This is a genomic window from Salinicola salarius, from assembly GCF_003206135.1.
Taxonomy (GTDB): Bacteria; Pseudomonadota; Gammaproteobacteria; order Pseudomonadales; family Halomonadaceae; genus Salinicola; species Salinicola salarius.
On the sequence record NZ_PZJT01000010.1, the window covers coordinates 121,518 to 138,217 of the forward strand.

At 63.6% G+C, this 16,700-nt stretch carries 13 protein-coding genes; 4 read left to right on the plus strand and 9 right to left on the minus strand.

Annotation, left to right across the window (positions count from 1 at the left end):
* Nucleotides 1-7: 7 nt before the first annotated feature.
* On the plus strand, nt 8-670 hold the full coding sequence (locus DOM32_RS11320; RefSeq protein ID WP_071232175.1) for a response regulator: 663 nt from the start codon (nt 8-10) through the stop codon (nt 668-670).
* Entirely contained in the window at nt 667-2,067 is a 1,401-nt protein-coding gene (locus DOM32_RS11325; RefSeq protein WP_071232176.1) for an ATP-binding protein, read from the plus strand. Before DOM32_RS11320 ends, DOM32_RS11325 begins: the two co-directional genes overlap by 4 nt.
* Nucleotides 2,068-2,141: 74 nt before the next feature.
* Here the strand turns inward: DOM32_RS11325 and DOM32_RS11330 are convergent, their stop codons facing one another.
* The 4 genes from DOM32_RS11330 to fnr form a co-directional block, all read right to left on the minus strand.
* Complete coding sequence (locus DOM32_RS11330) at nt 2,142-3,899, minus strand: ArnT family glycosyltransferase (protein ID WP_110634536.1); 1,758 nt, start codon at nt 3,897-3,899, stop codon at nt 2,142-2,144.
* Between the two features lie 15 nt (nt 3,900-3,914).
* Nucleotides 3,915-4,211: a lipid-A-disaccharide synthase N-terminal domain-containing protein gene (locus DOM32_RS11335; RefSeq protein WP_071232178.1), complete on the minus strand. Its 297-nt coding sequence runs from the start codon at nt 4,209-4,211 to the stop codon at nt 3,915-3,917.
* Nucleotides 4,208-5,023, minus strand: a complete 816-nt coding sequence (locus DOM32_RS11340; RefSeq protein WP_110634539.1) for a glycosyltransferase family 2 protein — start codon at nt 5,021-5,023, stop codon at nt 4,208-4,210. Before DOM32_RS11340 ends, DOM32_RS11335 begins: the two co-directional genes overlap by 4 nt.
* A gap of 311 nt (nt 5,024-5,334) precedes the next feature.
* Complete coding sequence (gene fnr / locus DOM32_RS11345) at nt 5,335-6,105, minus strand: fumarate/nitrate reduction transcriptional regulator Fnr (RefSeq protein ID WP_110634542.1); 771 nt, start codon at nt 6,103-6,105, stop codon at nt 5,335-5,337.
* Between the two features lie 437 nt (nt 6,106-6,542).
* Here fnr and glgP point away from each other — a divergent pair, with 437 nt between their 5' ends.
* Nucleotides 6,543-9,068, plus strand: coding sequence for an alpha-glucan family phosphorylase (glgP, locus tag DOM32_RS11350; protein WP_110634545.1), 2,526 nt, complete (start codon nt 6,543-6,545; stop codon nt 9,066-9,068).
* Nucleotides 9,069-9,300: 232 nt separating this feature from the next.
* Here glgP and DOM32_RS11360 read toward each other — a convergent pair whose 3' ends face one another.
* Nucleotides 9,301-10,374, minus strand: a complete 1,074-nt coding sequence (locus DOM32_RS11360) for an NAD(P)-dependent alcohol dehydrogenase (protein ID WP_110634551.1) — start codon at nt 10,372-10,374, stop codon at nt 9,301-9,303.
* Nucleotides 10,375-10,690: 316 nt separating this feature from the next.
* On the opposite strand from DOM32_RS11360, the gene DOM32_RS11365 reads away from it, so the two are divergent.
* Nucleotides 10,691-11,107: an Hsp20/alpha crystallin family protein gene (locus DOM32_RS11365; protein WP_110634554.1), complete on the plus strand. Its 417-nt coding sequence runs from the start codon at nt 10,691-10,693 to the stop codon at nt 11,105-11,107.
* 64 nt (nt 11,108-11,171) lie between these two features.
* Here the strand turns inward: DOM32_RS11365 and DOM32_RS11370 are convergent, their stop codons facing one another.
* Genes DOM32_RS11370 through DOM32_RS11385 form a run of 4 tightly spaced genes read right to left on the minus strand, consistent with a single transcriptional unit; the run spans nt 11,172 to nt 16,597 of the window.
* Nucleotides 11,172-12,287 carry an ABC transporter permease gene (locus DOM32_RS11370; RefSeq protein ID WP_110634557.1) on the minus strand — a complete coding sequence of 372 codons (1,116 nt, stop codon included), beginning with the start codon at nt 12,285-12,287 and terminating at the stop codon, nt 11,172-11,174.
* Nucleotide 12,288: 1 nt separating this feature from the next.
* Nucleotides 12,289-15,060 carry a ribosome-associated ATPase/putative transporter RbbA gene (gene rbbA, locus DOM32_RS11375; RefSeq protein WP_110634559.1) on the minus strand — a complete coding sequence of 924 codons (2,772 nt, stop codon included), beginning with the start codon at nt 15,058-15,060 and terminating at the stop codon, nt 12,289-12,291.
* Nucleotides 15,057-16,133, minus strand: coding sequence for an HlyD family secretion protein (locus DOM32_RS11380; protein WP_110634563.1), 1,077 nt, complete (start codon nt 16,131-16,133; stop codon nt 15,057-15,059). The genes rbbA and DOM32_RS11380 overlap by 4 nt, the downstream gene beginning before the upstream one ends.
* Nucleotides 16,130-16,597: a universal stress protein gene (locus DOM32_RS11385; RefSeq protein WP_071232187.1), complete on the minus strand. Its 468-nt coding sequence runs from the start codon at nt 16,595-16,597 to the stop codon at nt 16,130-16,132. The genes DOM32_RS11380 and DOM32_RS11385 overlap by 4 nt, the downstream gene beginning before the upstream one ends.
* Between the last annotated feature and the right edge of the window lie 103 nt (nt 16,598-16,700).

The window sequence follows — 16,700 nt, forward strand, 5'->3', positions numbered from 1 at the left end:
AACCGCAATGCGCGTATTGTTGGTGGAAGACGACCCCCTGCTGGGGGACGGTATCCGGACCGCTCTGATCCGGGAAGGTTACGTGGTGGACTGGCTGATGAAGGGGCGCGAAGCACTGGAGGCGGTGCGTGTCGAGCCATTCTCGCTGGTCGTTCTCGATCTGGGCCTGCCGGATATCGATGGTCTGGACGTACTCAGAAGCATCCGGCGCCAGCATCCGCTACCGGTATTGATCCTGACGGCGCGGGATGCGGTCGAGCAGCGGATCGCCGGGCTGGATGCCGGGGCCGACGACTACGTGCTCAAGCCCTTCGACCTGCAGGAGCTGCTGGCGCGAATGCGGGTCGTGACGCGGCGTGCCGAGGGCCGCTCGACCCAGTTGCTGTCGATCGGGCAATTGACCATCGACGAATCGCAACATGAAGTCAGTTGGAAGGGCAACGCGATCACCCTGGGACGCCGGGAGTTCGCCCTGCTGCTCGAATTGGCCAGAAACAGCGACAAGGTCATGTCGCGGCCCAAACTGGAAAGCCTGCTTTACGGCTGGGGAGAAGAGGTCGGTTCCAATGCGCTGGAAGTCCATGTCCACCACCTGCGCCGCAAGCTGGACAAGCATTTGATCGCCACCGTCCGCGGGATCGGTTATCGATTGGACAGCCGCGCGGCATGACATCGATTCGCCGCTACCTCAACTATATGCTCATTGGGGTCCTGCTGGTGGTCATGGCGCTGGCGGTGACCGCCGCCTACCTGATTACGCGCCACGAGATGGAAGAGATCTTCGATGCCCAGCTCAGCCTGCAGGCACGGGTGGTCGCGGCACTGGTCGATGTGGATACGACGCCGCAGGAGTATCGGGCGGTCGCCGAGAAGCTGTCGCAACCGGGGCATTTCGCCCGCTGGTATGGCGAGACCGACAATCCCATTTCGCAGGTCGCCAAGCCGAAGCTCTACGACCATGAAGAACGAATGCTGTCGCTGGGCTTCTGGGGTGCCGACCGTCAACCAATCTTGATGGGAGCGCGCTGGGATGCCCGGGACGAGGAATTTCCCCCGCCCGACAAGGAGGGGCACCGCTGGGTCAGTTACGGTGACCATCGCTGGCGTGTGTTCAGCATGCCGATCGATGGCGGACGCTGGATCAGCGTGGGCCTGCGCGAGTCGTTCCAGGATGAACTTTCCAACAAGGTCGCCTGGGGCAACTTCGTACCGCTGCTGCTGGCGCTGCCGATCCTGATCTGGCTGATTGCCAGACTGATCCGGCGCGGGCTGAAACCGATCGATCATCTTTCCCGCCAGGTTCAGACCCGAGACGAAAGAGATCTCAGCCCGATCCGGGTAGACGTGCCGCAAGAGCTGCAGACACTGCGCGGGGCGCTCAACGATTTCATCGAGCGTCTGGGCCAGACGCTCGAGCGCGAGCGGCGCTTTACCGCCGATGCCGCGCACGAGCTGAGAACCCCGCTGGCGGCGATGAAGATCCATCTCGACAACGCCCGCTTCGGCGAGCCCAGTGCGCTGGACAAGGCCTACAACGGGATCGAGCGCCTGCAACGGGTGGTCGAGCAACTGCTGCTGCTGGCGCGCCTGGATATCCGCCAGGAGCGTCCGGCGCCGGAGAGGGTCCGGCTGCCGGCGCTGGTCATGGATCTGGCCGCCGATCTCTGGCCGCTGGCCGAATCCCGGCAGCAGACGCTGGATATCGTCGAAGGCGAGCCGGTAAACGTCGTCGGCAATGCCACCGAGCTGGGGATTCTGATCCGCAACCTGATGGACAATGCGCTGCGCTATACCCCACCGGGAGGCGAAGTGAGCGTGGCGGTCGGTGTCGATAAACGTCACCCATGGCTGACTATCGACGACTCCGGCCCCGGCATTCCGGAACCGCTGCTGGAGGCCGTGACGCAGCGCTTCCAGCGGGCTTCCGACCAGCGTATCAGCGGCAGCGGGCTGGGGTTGTCGATCGCCTCCGAGATCGCCGAGCGGCAGCGCTTGACGATGACGCTTGCCAACCGCGAGGGCGGCGGCTTGCGGGTTCGGCTGGACTGGCTTGATCCCGTCGTTTGATCCGCCGCCCGGTGGCGTGATCGACTCCTCCAGCGAGCTTTTTCCTGCATTCCTTTCGCTTGCGTCCGTTTCTTCTACACCCGAGGCGCGCTGCCGGTCTCGTCCGGCAGCGTCGTCGGCGCCACGAAGATCGGCGCTGCCGCTTCGTCTCCCCGGCACTCGCCGACGGCGGTGGCCGGCACCAGCCACCAGGCGTCCCCGTTCTGGATGCCCATGTCGTGAATCCGGGTCTGGTCGATACAGGCGTAGTCCTCGGCCTGGCGTTTCATCGCGAACATCCAGCGGCTATCGTCCTGCTGCAGCCACGCGAAAGCGCGCAGGAGCTGGTCTTGGGCCGGGGTCTTGTCGCCGAACTGGATGCTGGGCTGGCGGGACTGCAACAGGAACTCCTCGTCGTAATCCGGCAGGGCCAGCCAGGCATCGGCACCGGTAATCGATGCGACCTCGGCCATCATGTCGCGAGGCGAGCGGGCATGATCCTGCAGGGCATAGCCCCAGGTCGACCAACTGACCCAGAACACCACCAGCCAGCTCGTCAGCGCCCACAGTCCACGGCGGGGCCGCATGACGACCAATAGCCCGACGGCGACGAGGCCGATGAGGATCCACCACGTCCAGGGCGTTACGGCATGACGCTCGGCGACTGCGATGAGCGCGGGCAGGCCGGCGGCCCCCAGGAGGCCGGAGATCAACAGGAGCCCACCCAGCAAGGCCAGCAGGCCGAATCCCAGCCAGTGCAGGCGCTTCCTGGCGATCAGGCCGGGCAGCAGCGGCGCCATCGCCAGCACCAGCAGCGGCACGGTCGGCAGCATGTAGACGCCGCGTTTTCCGGGCGACAGGGAGAAGAAGAGCACGATCAGGATCACCGAGCTGAGCGGTAGCCAGATCCGCGCGTCGGATCGCCGCAACCGTCGCCACCAGGCCGGGATCGCCCAGGGAAACGCCAGGATTAGCGGCATCCAGGCCCAGGGCAGCACCTTGACCAGGTAGTAGTACCAGGGCTCGAGATGGGCCCAGGAGTCGGCGTAGCGCTGGCCGGTCTGCTTGAACAGGATATTGTCCCGGTAGGCGGCCAGTGAAGGGTCGTCTCCCCAGGTCGCCATGAGGACCATCGGCACCGCCCAGGCGGCCACACATAGCAGCATGATGCCGATGCCCTGAATGGCATCCTTGAGCGTGATGCGTGTGATGTGTCCGCGAGCGTTCTTGCGAAAATCGCCGAGATAGCTCGTCCAGAGCCAGGCCGGCAGCAGCGCCAGCGGCAGGATGCCGACGCCCTTGGTGATGATGCCGAGCCCCATCGCCGCCCAGCCGATCGACCACCAGCACCGGTCCGGCCCCAGCAGCGCGTGTCGCAGCAAGCCGTAGGACGCCAGCGTGGTGAAGAAGGTCAGCATCATGTCGATCTGCGCCGTCTTGGCCTGCAGCACGAACTGGAAGGCCGTCAGCAGCGCCAGGCCGGACAACAGCGCGACGCGCCGACCGTGCAGACGCCGACACAGATCGACGACCAGCAACAGCGTGCCGACGCCGGCCAGCGTCGTCGGGATCAGAAATCCCCAGCGCACGGAGCCGGTGAGCCAGATACTCAGGGCCGAGGCCCACATGAATACCGGCGGCTTGTCGGGATAGAGTTCGCCACCGCGATGCGGAAACCAGAATTGCCCGGTGCGCAGCATTTCCAGCGCGTTCAGGGCAAAGCGCGGCTCATCGGCCGGCCACGGATCGCGCAGGCCGATGCCGATGCCCAGCAGCACCACGGTGAACAGCAGCAACAGTAGCCAGGCACGCCGATACCGTGCCTGTGACGGGTCGGTCAGGAAGCGTCGCATGGAGGGAATTTCCGTTCAGGAGTTCGAGACATCTTCCGGCGACGCCGTCTGCCGCTGTTCTCGCCGGATCAACATCAGATTACGGATGTAGATGATCAATCCGGCGCCCTGACCGGCAATGAACACCGGATCGCGCCGGTAGATGGCGTAGGCCAGCAGCGTCGCGCCGCCGCCCAGGCTGAAAAACCAGAACGCGATCGGGATGACGCTGCGTCTGGCGCGTTCGCTGGCGAGCCACTGAATGATGAAACGCGCCGAGAACAGCGCCTGGCCGATGAAGCCGATGGTTACCCACAGCCATTCCTGATTCATGGCGCCGGCTCCACGTCGTTCGAATCCGTGCGACTCTCGACGGGCGCCGGCTCGGAATGGACCGACTCGACGATGGCCGCCGGCAGCCGGCTTCGTCGCCGTAGCCACATCACCCCGACCATGTCCACCAGGCCGACCCATAGGCGGTTGTTGAGGCCGTAATGCGACTCGCCTGCGCCGCGCGGGCGGTGGTTGACGGGGACCGAGACGCACTCGCCGCCCTGGGCGCGCACCAACGCCGGCAGAAAACGGTGCATATGATCGAAATAGGGCAGCGACAGAAAGGCGTCGCGACGCACCACCTTGAGGCCGCATCCGGTGTCGGGCGTCGCGTCGTTGAGCAGCGCCGAACGAACCCGGTTGGCAACCCGGGAAGAGACGCGCTTGATCCAGTCATCCCGACGGTTGGTGCGATGGCCGGCAACCAGCGTCACGTCGCCACGCTGGGCACGCTCGAACAGATTTGGCAGGTCGGCCGGATCGTTCTGACCGTCGCCATCCAGCGTGCCGAGCCAGGTACCGCGGGCCGCCCAGGCCGCCTGCCAGACCGAGGTGCTCTGTCCGGCGCTTTTTGCATGCCGCAGCGGGCGCAGGCGGGCATCCTTCTCCGCACGCTGTCTCAGCAGCTCCCAGGTGCCGTCCGTCGAGGCATCGTCGACCACGATCACCTCGTGGTCGATATCGGCGAGCGCCAGACTGATTTCATCGAGCAGGCCGGGGAGATTGCCGGCTTCATCCTTGGCCGGTATCAGGATCGAGAGCAGGGGTGGCGGAACGGATGACAGGAGGGAGGATTGGAGAGAGGAATGCATCAATGACAATTTTCCTGGCAATGGGACCGGTAAGCGCGGTCCGCCCTGTAACATTCAACAGCGTTGCTGACAGAACGCTTCTTCATGCGCGATGAGCACGTTTCCGCTTGATGAAGCGTCGCTTGCGGCCTTCATGAAACTCTTGTCTGTAAAAATAAACCAGACGCGGACCGACCGCAGTGCGGGAGCCAATATGGTGGGCAATGGTCGCGTTTCAGACTTAAAGAAAGCTTAAGGGGCTCGATATCTCAAGGGGCTCGATATCCCCTGGCCGGATACCGCGGTGCGCTGCGCGGAATGTCACCGCAGGATCAGTGCTGGTGGATGACGGCGGGTCTGGCTCGGCAGTGAGAGGTCTGGGAGCGCTGATATAGGGCCTCGGGCTGCAGAATGCGAAGCTCTCGGCCATCGAGCGCTATCAGCGACTGCTGCTGCAACCGGCCGAGAATGCGGCTCACCGTTTCGAGGGCTAGCCCCAGGTAATTGCCGATATCGGTGCGGGACATCGGCAAACGGAAGCGCTCGGGGGAATAGCCGTAACGCTCGAAACGTCGTGCCAGATCCAGGAGGAAGCTCGCCATCCGTTCGTCGGCGCTCTTACAGGTCAGCAATCGGATCAGTCGGTGCTCGTCGCCCATGACGCGGCTCATGCTGCGATAGAGCTGGTTGCGCAGCTCCGGCATGCGCTCGGCGAGGGCGTCCAGCTGATGGAAGGGAATCTCGCAGGCCGTCGACCGTTCCAGCGCGATGATGAATCCTGCATGGCTTCCTTCCTCGATACTTTCCAGGCCCATTAGCTCGCCCGGCAGATGGAAGTGGCTGATCTGTTCTTCGCCATCCTGATCGAGTACGACCTGCTTGAAGCTTCCGGAACGAACCGCAAAGATCTGCGTGAACGGCTCCCCCTGACGGCAGAGCACTTCGCCACGGACCAGCGGCGCTCGGCGCCTGATGATGGCATCGAAGTCTTCCATGGCCTGCGCTTTCAGAGCCAGGGGCAAACACAACGAACTGAGGCTGCAAGTACGACAGTGAGTGCCGGGACCGGGGCGGCAGGGACCACCAATGGGCGATACGGACATGACGCCACCCCTCGCTTCGTGACTTGACGACGTTATCAAGTCTGGCCTTGTGACAGGGAACAACGGCTTGCACGAACATGATGCATAACGGCGGTAGTAGAGCGAGAAGTAGTAGAACGAGAAAAGGCGGGGAGTTCAACAGTGATGATGTAAGCAGGCTGTCGCCGCGAGCGGGGTTTCTTTACATTCGGTAAGCCGAGCGGTTACGGAGTGCTCGTTGTTCGATCAGGCGCTTTGTTCGTCATCATCGTTCATCTCTCGGCCTGCCTTTTACACCCGCCGGCAGCGCGCGGAATTGATCCCGGTCAAGCCGCGGTTCCCGGCAGCGATATACTCTTTGGTAGTGGCTATCTACTCTCTCCGATGGGTGACCATCGACCGACAATGGCGGCGTTCCGTATCGAGCATTTCGGTTCGGTAGTGAAGGAGCATGCACCGTGACATCACCGTACGAACTGCCTGGGGAGGCTATCGAAGGCTTCGATACCCTGGTCGAGCTGGCGCTGGATCTGAGCGGGACGTGGAAGCATGCCACCGACAGGATCTGGCGGGAGCTGGATACCACTCTCTGGAATCTGACGCACAACCCCTGGGCGGTGCTGCAGGCGGTATCGCACGAGAAACTCGCCCGGACGCTGGCCGATCCGGAGTTTCGAAACCGGCTGGATCAGTTGGCACGTCTCGGGCGCGAGCAGCATGTCGGCCCCAGCTGGTTCGAACAGAATCACCCCGGGGCGCCTTTCACCGCCGTGGCCTACTTCAGCATGGAGTTCATGGTCAGCGAGGCCCTGCCGATCTATTCCGGTGGGTTGGGCAACGTGGCCGGCGATCATCTCAAGGCAGCGAGTGATCTTGGCGTTCCCATCATCGGCATCGGATTGCTCTACCAGCAGGGCTATTTCCGCCAACTGATCGACAGCGACGGTAATCAGCACGCGCTGTATCCCTACAACGATCCCGGACAGCTGCCCATCACGCCGCTGCGCACCGCGAATGGCGAATGGCTGCGCCTGCAGATCGTGCTGCCCGGCTACTCGGTGTGGCTACGGGCCTGGCAGGCCCGCATCGGGCGGGTGACGCTCTATCTGCTGGACAGCAACGACATCGCCAATTATCCCGCCCATCGCGGCATCACCAGCGAACTCTATGGCGGCGATGCCGAGCTTCGGCTCAAGCAGGAGATGGTGCTGGGCATCGGCGGCTGGCGCTTGCTCGAAGCCCTCGATCTGCATCCGCAGGTCTGCCATCTCAACGAGGGGCATGCGGCGCTGGTCGTGCTGGAGAGGGCGCGCAGCTACATGCAGCGCACCGGTGCCGACTTCGAGACCGCACTGACCATCACCCGTGCCGGCAATCTCTTCACCACCCACACCGCGGTCGCCGCCGGCTTCGACCGGTTTTCCCCCGCGCTGATCGCGCAGTACCTGCAGCACTACGCCGAAGAGAAACTGAAGATTCCGCTGGCCGACCTGCTGGCGCTGGGGCGCAGCCGCTCGGAAGATGATGGCGAGCCTTTCAACATGGCGTGGCTCGCCTGCCGGGGCAGCGGTTTCATCAACGGAGTCAGCCAGCTGCATGCCAGGGTCAGCCGTCACATTTTCCAGCCGCTGTTTCCCCGTTGGCCGACGCCGGAGCTGCCCATCGCTCACGTCACCAATGGTGTCCACATGCCGAGCTGGGATTCGGCGCCGGCCGACGCGCTCTGGACCCGCGCCTGTGGCAAGGGCCGCTGGCTGGGATGCAGCGAGCCGCTGGCGATGAGCATCCGCCACCTCGATGATGCCACCCTGTGGCAGTTTCGGACCGAGGCCAACCGGGAGCTCGTCGAGCAGCTTCGTGAGCGACTGGCACACCAACTGGCGACGGCTGGCGCTACGCCGGAGGCCATCGAGAGCGCCCGGCAGGTGTTCGAACCACGGATCATGATACTGGGCTTCGCCCGACGCTTTGCCACCTACAAGCGCCCCAACCTGCTGCTTCACGATCCGCAGCGTTTGAAGGCGTTGCTGACCCATCCCGAACGTCCGATGCAACTGGTGCTGGCCGGCAAGGCACATCCGGCGGACAGGACGGGCCAGGCGTTGATCCAGCAGTGGGTGCGGTTCATTCGGGAGGAGAATGTCGGCCATCGTGTGATGTTTCTGGCCGACTACAACATGCAACTGACCGAACAGCTGGTGCAGGGCGTCGACGTGTGGCTCAACACCCCGCGGCGCCCTTGGGAGGCCTGCGGTACCAGCGGTATGAAGGTATTGGTCAACGGTGGCCTCAATCTCTCCGAACTGGATGGCTGGTGGGCCGAGGCGTACGCCCCCGAGGTGGGGTGGGCGCTGGGTGACGGCCGCGAGCACGCGGATGATCCCGGCTACGATGCCCAGGAGGCCGAAGCGCTTTATCACCTGCTGGAGCATGAGGTGCTGCCCGCATTCTATAACCGCAACGAAGCAGGCATCCCGGTGGGGTGGGTCGCACGCATGCGCGAAAGCATGGCACGGCTGACGCCGCTGTATTCCACCAACCGATCGCTTTCCCAGTATGTCGAGCAGTACTACATTCCCCTGGCCGAGGCCTGGCGTGGCCGGGCAGCCGATGACGGCGCCCGGGGACACCGGATCGTGAATCGTCGCCGACAGCTGGATCGGCACTGGCCGGAAGTCGCCTTCGAATCGGTGGAGACGGAAAGCGATAGCCATCAGCATCGATTCCGGGCGCGTGTCCGGCTGGGCGAGCTCTCTCCGGAGGCGCTTCTGGTCGAGCTCTATGCCGATGGCGTCAGTGGAAGAGCCGCTATTTGTCAGCCGATGAGCCATGACGTGGACTTTCCTCGCAGCGGCGAGGCGATCTACGAAACCCGAATCACCAGTCACCGGCCGGTGACCGATTTTACCGTGCGGCTGCGTCCTGCACCCATCGACCTGATCAGTATCCTCGAAGAACCCCGGGTACTGTGGCAGGGCGGCTAGGCTTTGTCTGAAAACTGCCTGCGCTCGGCCATACGGCGTTAAAAATCGGCTCAAAGTACTCATTTACACCGCGTAAACTCCGTCTTTTTACCGATTTTTGCCTTGTCTGACCTTCGCTCGACGACTCTTCAGACAAAACCTAGGGAATTCGGGTAGAAAAGAAGCGATGAAATGCCCGGCTCATCGCTTGATGGCGTTGCGATAGGGCGTTGCGATAGAGCCGGGCCGACCGTCATGGCGTGATGGCGACCTTCAACACCCCGTCACGCTGGTTCGCGAACAGATCGTAGGCCTCGACGATATCGTCCAGGGCATAGCGGTGCGTGACCAGCGAGGCGGTATCGATCCGGCCGGCCTTGACGATGTCGAGCAGCCGGCGCATGCGCTCCTTCCCGCCCGGGCACAGGGACGTGACGATGCGATGATCGCCGAGACCGGCGCAGAAGGCGTCGAGCGGTATGGTCAGATCCCCGGAATAGACGCCGAGGCTGGAGAGCGTGCCGCCGGGCTTGAGCACTCGCAGGGCGGCCTCGAAAGTGGTCTGGGTGCCCAGCGCCTCGATGGCGGCATCGACGCCACGACCGCCGGTCAGGCGAAGGATTTCGCTGACGACATCGACCTGATGGAAATTCAGGGTGATGTCGGCGCCCATGTGGCGAGAGATATCCAGCCGCTGATCGATACCGTCGACGACGATGATGCAGCTGGCGCCGCGCAGCCGGGCGCCGGCAGTGGCGCAGAGTCCGATCGGGCCCTGGGCGAAGATCGCGACGGTATCACCGATGCCGATATTGGCGCTTTCGGCCCCGACGAAGCCGGTCGACATGATGTCGGGACACATCAGCACCTGTTCGTCGCTGAGCCCATCCGGGATCGGGGCCAGGTTGGCCTGGGCATCGGGCACCAGCGCGTATTCGGCCTGCACCCCGTCGATGGTGTTGCCGAAACGCCAGCCGCCCATCGGCTTGTAGCCATGGCCCTGGCAGCCACCATCCTGGGCCGGATGGCCGTCCTGGCAGGCGTAGGAGGTAAAGCCGGGGCAGATCGCGCCGGCAATCACCCGCTGCCCCACGTGATAGCCGCGCACGTTGTCGCCCAGCTCCACGATGGTGCCTACCGGCTCATGGCCGATGGTCAGTCCGGGTTTGACCGGATATTCGCCCTTCATGATGTGCACGTCGGTACCGCAGATGGTGGTGGTCGTGATGCGCAGTAAGGCGTCATTGGGGCCAATGGGAGGTATCGGCTTTTCGGTCAGCTCGATGCGACCGGGCTCGACATAGATGGCGGCTTTCATCGTGGACATGGGTATCTCCTTCGTCTGGTGGACGCTATCCGGTAATGACCATGGTGACGAAGTCAGTATCCGCCGGATTGCAGACAGCGGCTTGATTCAGATCAAGCTTGAGCAGGTCGAAAGGAAACGATGGGATCGAAGCGATCTTTACCGATGGATATCAATTATTTGCGGTATTCATCGGTCGCGGAAGATGTCACAGGCAAGCGATCGGCTCGCTTTCTTCAGGAACCTTGACCCAGGTCAAGCTCGGATTCGTGCGGCGGTACACACTGATATCCGGCTTCGGCCATTGTCATCGTCTTGAACAGGGAGCGCACAGGCCATGGAACTCACCACCTGGAATCCTTTCCACGAAATGGAAGCCTTCTTCGATCGCTACAACCGCAACCGTCCGGCGACATCCCGCGATGTCTGGGCGCCGACGGTGAATATCAGTGAGACGGAAAAGGAATACCTCATTACGGCGGAACTGGCGGGAATCGACAGCAAGGATGTCGAGATCACCGTACAGAATAATGTGCTGACGCTCAGGGGCGAACGGCACGACACGAAAGAGAGTAAGGACACCAAACGCCATCTGATCGAAACCAGCTTTGGTCGCTTTTCACGCAGTTTCTCGCTGCCATCCGATGTCATCGAGGAGCGAATCAGCGCCAAGGGCAAGGACGGCATGTTGACCATTCATGTGCCGAAGGCAGAAATCGCCCCGGCCAAGAAGATCACAGTGAAGGCGGAATGAGCAGGAAGCTCTAAAGCGCAGGATTGCCGCATCGTCGAGCAGACGATGCGGCTTTTTTATGGTTTCAGGCAAGCGAGCGCCGCAACCGGAGCAGGGCGACGAGGAAAAAGGCCGTGCCGATCAGGGCCAGCGCCAGCAGTTGAGGCCAGACGGTTGCCAGGCCGGCATCACGGAACAGGATGTTCTGCCCGAACTCCACGAAGTGGGTGTTCGGCGTCAGCAGCATGAGATTCTGCACCACCTCCGGCATGCTCTCCCGCGGGGTCATGCCGCCTGAAAGAACCCGCAGCGGAATCAGCGTCAGGATGATCAGCAATCCCAGCTGCGGCATCGAGCGGGAAACGGTACCGAAGAAGATGCCCATCGAGGTGGTGGCGAACAGGTGCAGTATCGCGCCGATCAGAAATAGCGTCATCGAGCCTTGAAGCGGTACACCCAGCCAGTCACCGACGACGAAGCGCAGCGACAGGAGGGCGGCCACCAGCACCACCAGCCCCATCGACCACACCTTGGCCGCCATGATCTCGAACGGGGTCACCGGCATTACCAGCAAATGCTCGATGGTGCCGTGTTCGCGTTCGCGAATGAGCGCAGCGCCGGTCAGGATGATCGACAGCATGGTGATCTGGTTGATGACCTCGTTGACGGCGCCGAACCAGGATTGGGTGAGATTGGGGTTGTATCTCGTGCGGATCACCGCCTGCACGGGCTGTGTCGATGGCATGTCGCTGTGCTGCAGGAATGACGCGACCTCGTCGTCGATGATCTGCTGGATGTGTCCGGCGCCGGTGAAGGCCTGGCTGATCTGGGTGGCATCGACATTCAACTGGATCGAGGGTTGCCGACCGCGCAGCAGGTCTTGCTGGAAATCGGGCGGAAAGTCGAGGGTGAAGGTATAGCGTCCCTTGTCCATGCCGATGTCCATGTCGGCATGGTCGGTCAGCATCGGCTCGAGGAAGTAGGGTGTCTGGAAGGCGTCGATGATACGTTGCGTGATGGGCGAGCGATCCTCGTCGACCACCGCGATACTGGCCCGATGGGGCGTTTCCGGAATGCCGGTGGCGCTGGAGTAGACGCTCAACGTGAAGGTGTAGGCGATCAGCAGGAGCATCGCCGGATCGCGTGCCAGGGTGCGCAGTTCCTTGATGCCCAGTTGCAGGATGTTCGATAGCGTACTCAACTCACTTTTCCTGCTTCTTCAGGCCGGCCACGCTGGCCAGCAACAGCAGCGGAGACGTGACCAACAAGGCCAGAAAACTCGGCCATAGCTCGGCGGCACCGAGCGCCTTGGAGAAAATGCCGCGAGTGATGATGAGGAAGTGGCTGGTCGGGTAGAGATGGCCGATGACCGCGGAAGCGCCTTCCAGGGCTGAGACCGGATACAGCAGCCCCGAAAACTGGATCGCCGGGACGACGGTGCCGATGGCCGTGCCAAACACGGCAGCGATCTGGCTGTTGAACAGTGCCGAAACCAGCAACCCGAAGCCGGTGGCGCAGAACACATAGAGTAGGGCCGCCACACTGAGCATCGGCAGGCTGCCCTTGAGCGGCACGCCGAAGACGAAGACCGAGAGCAATACCAGCAGGAAGAAGTTGAGCATTCCCATTATCACGTAAGGCAGCTGCTTGCCGAGCAGGAACTCCAGGCGGGTGACCGGGGTGACGTAGAAGTTGGTGATCGAACCCAGCTCCTTCTCCCTGACGATGCCAAGGGCGGTGAGCATGGCCGGGATCATCATCAGTAGCAGCGGAATCATCGCCGGCACCATCGCCGGCAGGCTTCGCACGTCCGGGTTGTAGCGGTAGCGCAGGGCGACCTCCACCGGCCGGCTGTCGTCGCTGCCGGAGGCCTGGGCCAGTTGCTGCAGATAGGTGGCGTGGATTCCCTGCACATAACCGATGATGGTCTGGGCCCGGCTCGGCATTGCTCCATCGACCCAGAATGCGACCTGGGGCGAGGCGCCACGCTTGAGATCTCGCCCGAATCCGGGCGGAATCTCCACCGCGAGGCTGATCTCGCCTCGGCGCAGGCGCTCGTCCATCTCTTCGTAGCTCTGCAGGGGCGCCTTCTTCTGGAAATAGCGCGAGCCCGAAAGGTTGAGGACATAGCCGTCGCTGGTGGTGGTCCGGTCGTGATCGAGCACCGCGAAGGAGAGATCCTCGACGTCCATATTGATGCCATACCCCATGATGAACATCAGGATCAGAGTGCCTGCCAGGGCCAGGGTGGCGCGGATCGGATCGCGCCGCAATTCCATGCCCTCGCGCCGGGCGTAGCTCGACAGCCGACGCCAGCTGAAACGAGGGGGAGCGCCCTTTACCGCTGCGGCTGCGACGGCGATGCTCTCGTGCGTCGCCGGGGGAGTCGCCACCTCGCTGGCGTCTTTGAATTCGTTGATGCCTTTGAATTCGCTGGTGCCCTTGAGCTCGCTGGCGTCCTTGAGATAGTCGATGAAGGTCTGTTCCAGGTTGTCGTGCCCGCGTCTGGCCATCAATGCCCGGGGCGTGCCGCTGTCGAGTACCTTGCCGGCGTGCATCAGCGAAATGCGGTCGCAGCGCAGCGCTTCGTTCATGAAATGGGTGGAGATGAAGATCGTGACGCCATCTTCGCGCGACATCCGCACCAGAAGCTCCCAGAAGCGATCGCGGGCCACTGGATCGACCCCGGAAGTGGGCTCGTCGAGGATCAGAATTTCCGGTTCGTGCAGCATGGCCACGGCCAGGGAGAGACGCTGGCGGATACCGAGAGGCAGGCTGCCCGGCAGTTGCCCCTCGACGCCCTGCAACTCGAACTGTGCCAGCAGTTGCCGGCGACGGATGGCGTGTCGCTGTGGCGAAAGACGAAACAGCCGCGCGTGCAGGTCGATGTTCTGGCGCACCGTCAGCTCGTTGTAGAGCGAGAACGCCTGCGACATGTAGCCGACCCGGCGCCGGGTTTCGATATGCTCGGGGGCGACCGGCTGTCCGAACAGCCGCGCCTGCCCCTCGTCGAAGGGCAAAAGGCCCGTCAGCATTTTCATGGTGGTGGTCTTGCCGCAACCGTTGGAGCCCAGGAAGCCGAAGATCTCCCCGCGTTCGATGCGGAAGTCGACATGATCCACGGCGGTGAAATCGCCGAAGCGCTTGGTCAGACCGTGCGCTTCGATCGCCACCTCGTCGTGGGCCTTGCGGGGCGGGATCTCGAGATCGGTGTGTCCCGACCGCTTCTCCGCAGGCAACAGCTGGATGAAGGCGGCCTCCAGCGAAGCGCATCCCGTCCGTTCGAGCAGCGTCGCGGGCGAGCCCTGGTCGAGCACCTTGCCGGCGTCCATTGCGATCAGCCAGTCGAAGGCCGAGGCCTCGTCCATGTACGCGGTGGCGACGATCACGCTCATCCGGGCCTGCTGGTGGCGTATTCGGGCGATCAGTTCCCAGAACTGGCTGCGCGACAGCGGATCGACCCCGGTGGTGGGCTCGTCGAGGATCAGCAGGTCGGGATCGTGGATCAGCGCGCAGCAGAGCCCCAGCTTCTGCTTCATGCCGCCGGAGAGCTTGCCCGCCGGGCGCTCGGTGAATCTCTCCAGCCCGGTACTGGTCGTCAGGTCGTGGATACGCCGCTCGCGCTCCTCGGCATCCTGGCCGAACAGCCGGGCGAAGAACTCGAGGTTCTCGCGCACGCTGAGCGTGGGGTAGAGATTCCTGCCCAGACCCTGGGGCATGTAGGCGATGCGCGGGCCGGTCACGCGACGCTGGGTGGCGCTGGCCATGTCCGCGCCAAGCACCTGGACCTGCCCCGACTGGATCCGCCTGGCGCCGGCGATCAGCGCCAGCAGGCTGGACTTGCCGACCCCGTCCGGCCCGATCAGGCCCACCATGCGGCGGGCGGGAATGTCGAGCGTCAGCTCCTCGAGGGCCGTGCGCTTGCCGTAACGCAGGGTGACCCCGGACAGCGCCGCGACCGCGTCGGTGCTCATCGGGAGACGTTCACGCGCAGTGCTTCCGGCCATTCGGCTGCCGGGTCCAGCTTCAGGTAGGCTTCGCCGGGCAACCCCGTCTTCACTTGGCGGATGTGCTCGCGCAGTAGATCGGAATCGATACGGGCGCGGATGCGGAACATCAGCTTTTCCCGTTCGCTTTCGGTCTCCACCGTCTTGGGGGTGAACTGCGCTTCGCTGGAGACGAAGCTGATCCGGGCCGGCAGCACGTAGTCGGGCAGCGCATCCAGGATCAGGTGGGCGTCATCGCCCAGCGCGACCCGCCCGGCCTGGCTGGTGGGCAGGAAGAACGTCATGTAGACGTCGGTCAGGTCGATCAGGTTGAGCACCTTGCCGCCGGCCGCCAGCACTTCGCCGGGTTCGCTCACGCGATATTGCACCTGGGCCAGCCGGTCGGAGCGCAGCAGGCTGTCCTCGATGTCCGACTGGACGCGCTCGACATTGGCCTGGGCCGCGTCGATCGCCGACTGGGCTTCGATCACCTGGGAGCGGGCCGCTGCCACGCTGGCCCGGGCCGCCGCCACCTCCGCCTGGGAGGCCGACAGCGCGGCGCGGGCGCTCTGCATCGTCGCGCGGTCGTCGTCCACTTGCTGATACGAGATCACGTGGCGCTGAAGCAGCGCGCTGGAGCGCTCGAAGCGTTTCCGGGCGGCGTCCAGCTCGGCTTCACGCTGATGCACCGTCGCTTCGGCGGCTGCCTGGTGACTCTCGTTCTGGGCCACCCCGGCACGGGCGGTCTGCAAGGCGTTGCGGCTGCGCTGCAGCTCGGCCTCGGCCTGGCGTCGCTCGGCTTCCAGGCTTCGGGTATCCATGCGCGCCACCACCTGATTCGGTTCGACGAAGTCGCCCTCGTTGACCAGGATCTCCGCCACCCGGCCGGCGAGCTTGGTGGCGACGTCGATCTCCGTCGCTTCGATGCGGCCGTTACCGCGGGCGAAGGCGTCGTCCAGCCCCTCGGGCTGGAGCCAATACCAGAGCGTGACGCCAGCGAGGAGCAGAGCGGCGCCGATGACCAGCCAGCGCAGGATGGCAAAGGGGAACGGAGGTTTCATGCGCCGGTGTGCGGCTGGCCATGAACGCTGATGACTGTGCACCCGGCGACATGGCTGACCTTGTGCGAGACGCTGCCGACCAGCAAGCCCTTGATGTCACTGAGCCCCCGGCTGCCCATGACGATGGCGTCGACACCGAGTCGCTCGGCTTCCTCGATGATCGCTTCCGCCGGGGAGCCCAGACGCAGCAGGGTCTGTACGCCGTCTTTCGGCGCGCCGTCCGGCATTAGCGCCACGGCGTGGTCGAGAATGGCGCGTCCTTCCTTTTCGGCGTTGTCGTTGACGGCTTCCCGCACGATCTGCTGCACCCGGTAGTCGCCGCCGTATTGCATCGGTTCGAAGGGCTCGATCACGGTCAGCAGATGGATCGTGCCCTGGGCCGGTTCGGCCAGTCGACAGGCGACCCGTAGCGCAGCCTGGGCGTAGTCGGAACCATCGACGGGAACCAGCAGTGACCTGAACATGGCTTGCACCTCGCGGTTGGTAACGGGATGTCGACTGTATGGAGAGGTTATCGGGCGGATCGACGGGCAGATTTGATCGGCATCAAGAAAGCGTCGAATGGCC

What these genes read in the sequence shown, in the direction of transcription:
- DOM32_RS11325 (WP_071232176.1), top strand. Translation starts at nt 667, where the DNA reads ATGACATCGATTCGCCGCTACCTCAACTATATGCTCATTGGGGTCCTG.
- DOM32_RS11360 (WP_110634551.1), bottom strand. Translation starts at nt 10,374, where the DNA reads ATGTCCACGATGAAAGCCGCCATCTATGTCGAGCCCGGTCGCATCGAG.
- fnr (WP_110634542.1), bottom strand. Translation starts at nt 6,105, where the DNA reads ATGTCCGTATCGCCCATTGGTGGTCCCTGCCGCCCCGGTCCCGGCACT.
- DOM32_RS11335 (WP_071232178.1), bottom strand. Translation starts at nt 4,211, where the DNA reads ATGAATCAGGAATGGCTGTGGGTAACCATCGGCTTCATCGGCCAGGCG.
- DOM32_RS11385 (WP_071232187.1), bottom strand. Translation starts at nt 16,597, where the DNA reads ATGTTCAGGTCACTGCTGGTTCCCGTCGATGGTTCCGACTACGCCCAG.
- DOM32_RS11340 (WP_110634539.1), bottom strand. Translation starts at nt 5,023, where the DNA reads ATGCATTCCTCTCTCCAATCCTCCCTCCTGTCATCCGTTCCGCCACCC.
- DOM32_RS11320 (WP_071232175.1), top strand. Translation starts at nt 8, where the DNA reads ATGCGCGTATTGTTGGTGGAAGACGACCCCCTGCTGGGGGACGGTATC.
- rbbA (WP_110634559.1), bottom strand. Translation starts at nt 15,060, where the DNA reads ATGAGCACCGACGCGGTCGCGGCGCTGTCCGGGGTCACCCTGCGTTAC.
- DOM32_RS11330 (WP_110634536.1), bottom strand. Translation starts at nt 3,899, where the DNA reads ATGCGACGCTTCCTGACCGACCCGTCACAGGCACGGTATCGGCGTGCC.
- DOM32_RS11380 (WP_110634563.1), bottom strand. Translation starts at nt 16,133, where the DNA reads ATGAAACCTCCGTTCCCCTTTGCCATCCTGCGCTGGCTGGTCATCGGC.
- DOM32_RS11365 (WP_110634554.1), top strand. Translation starts at nt 10,691, where the DNA reads ATGGAACTCACCACCTGGAATCCTTTCCACGAAATGGAAGCCTTCTTC.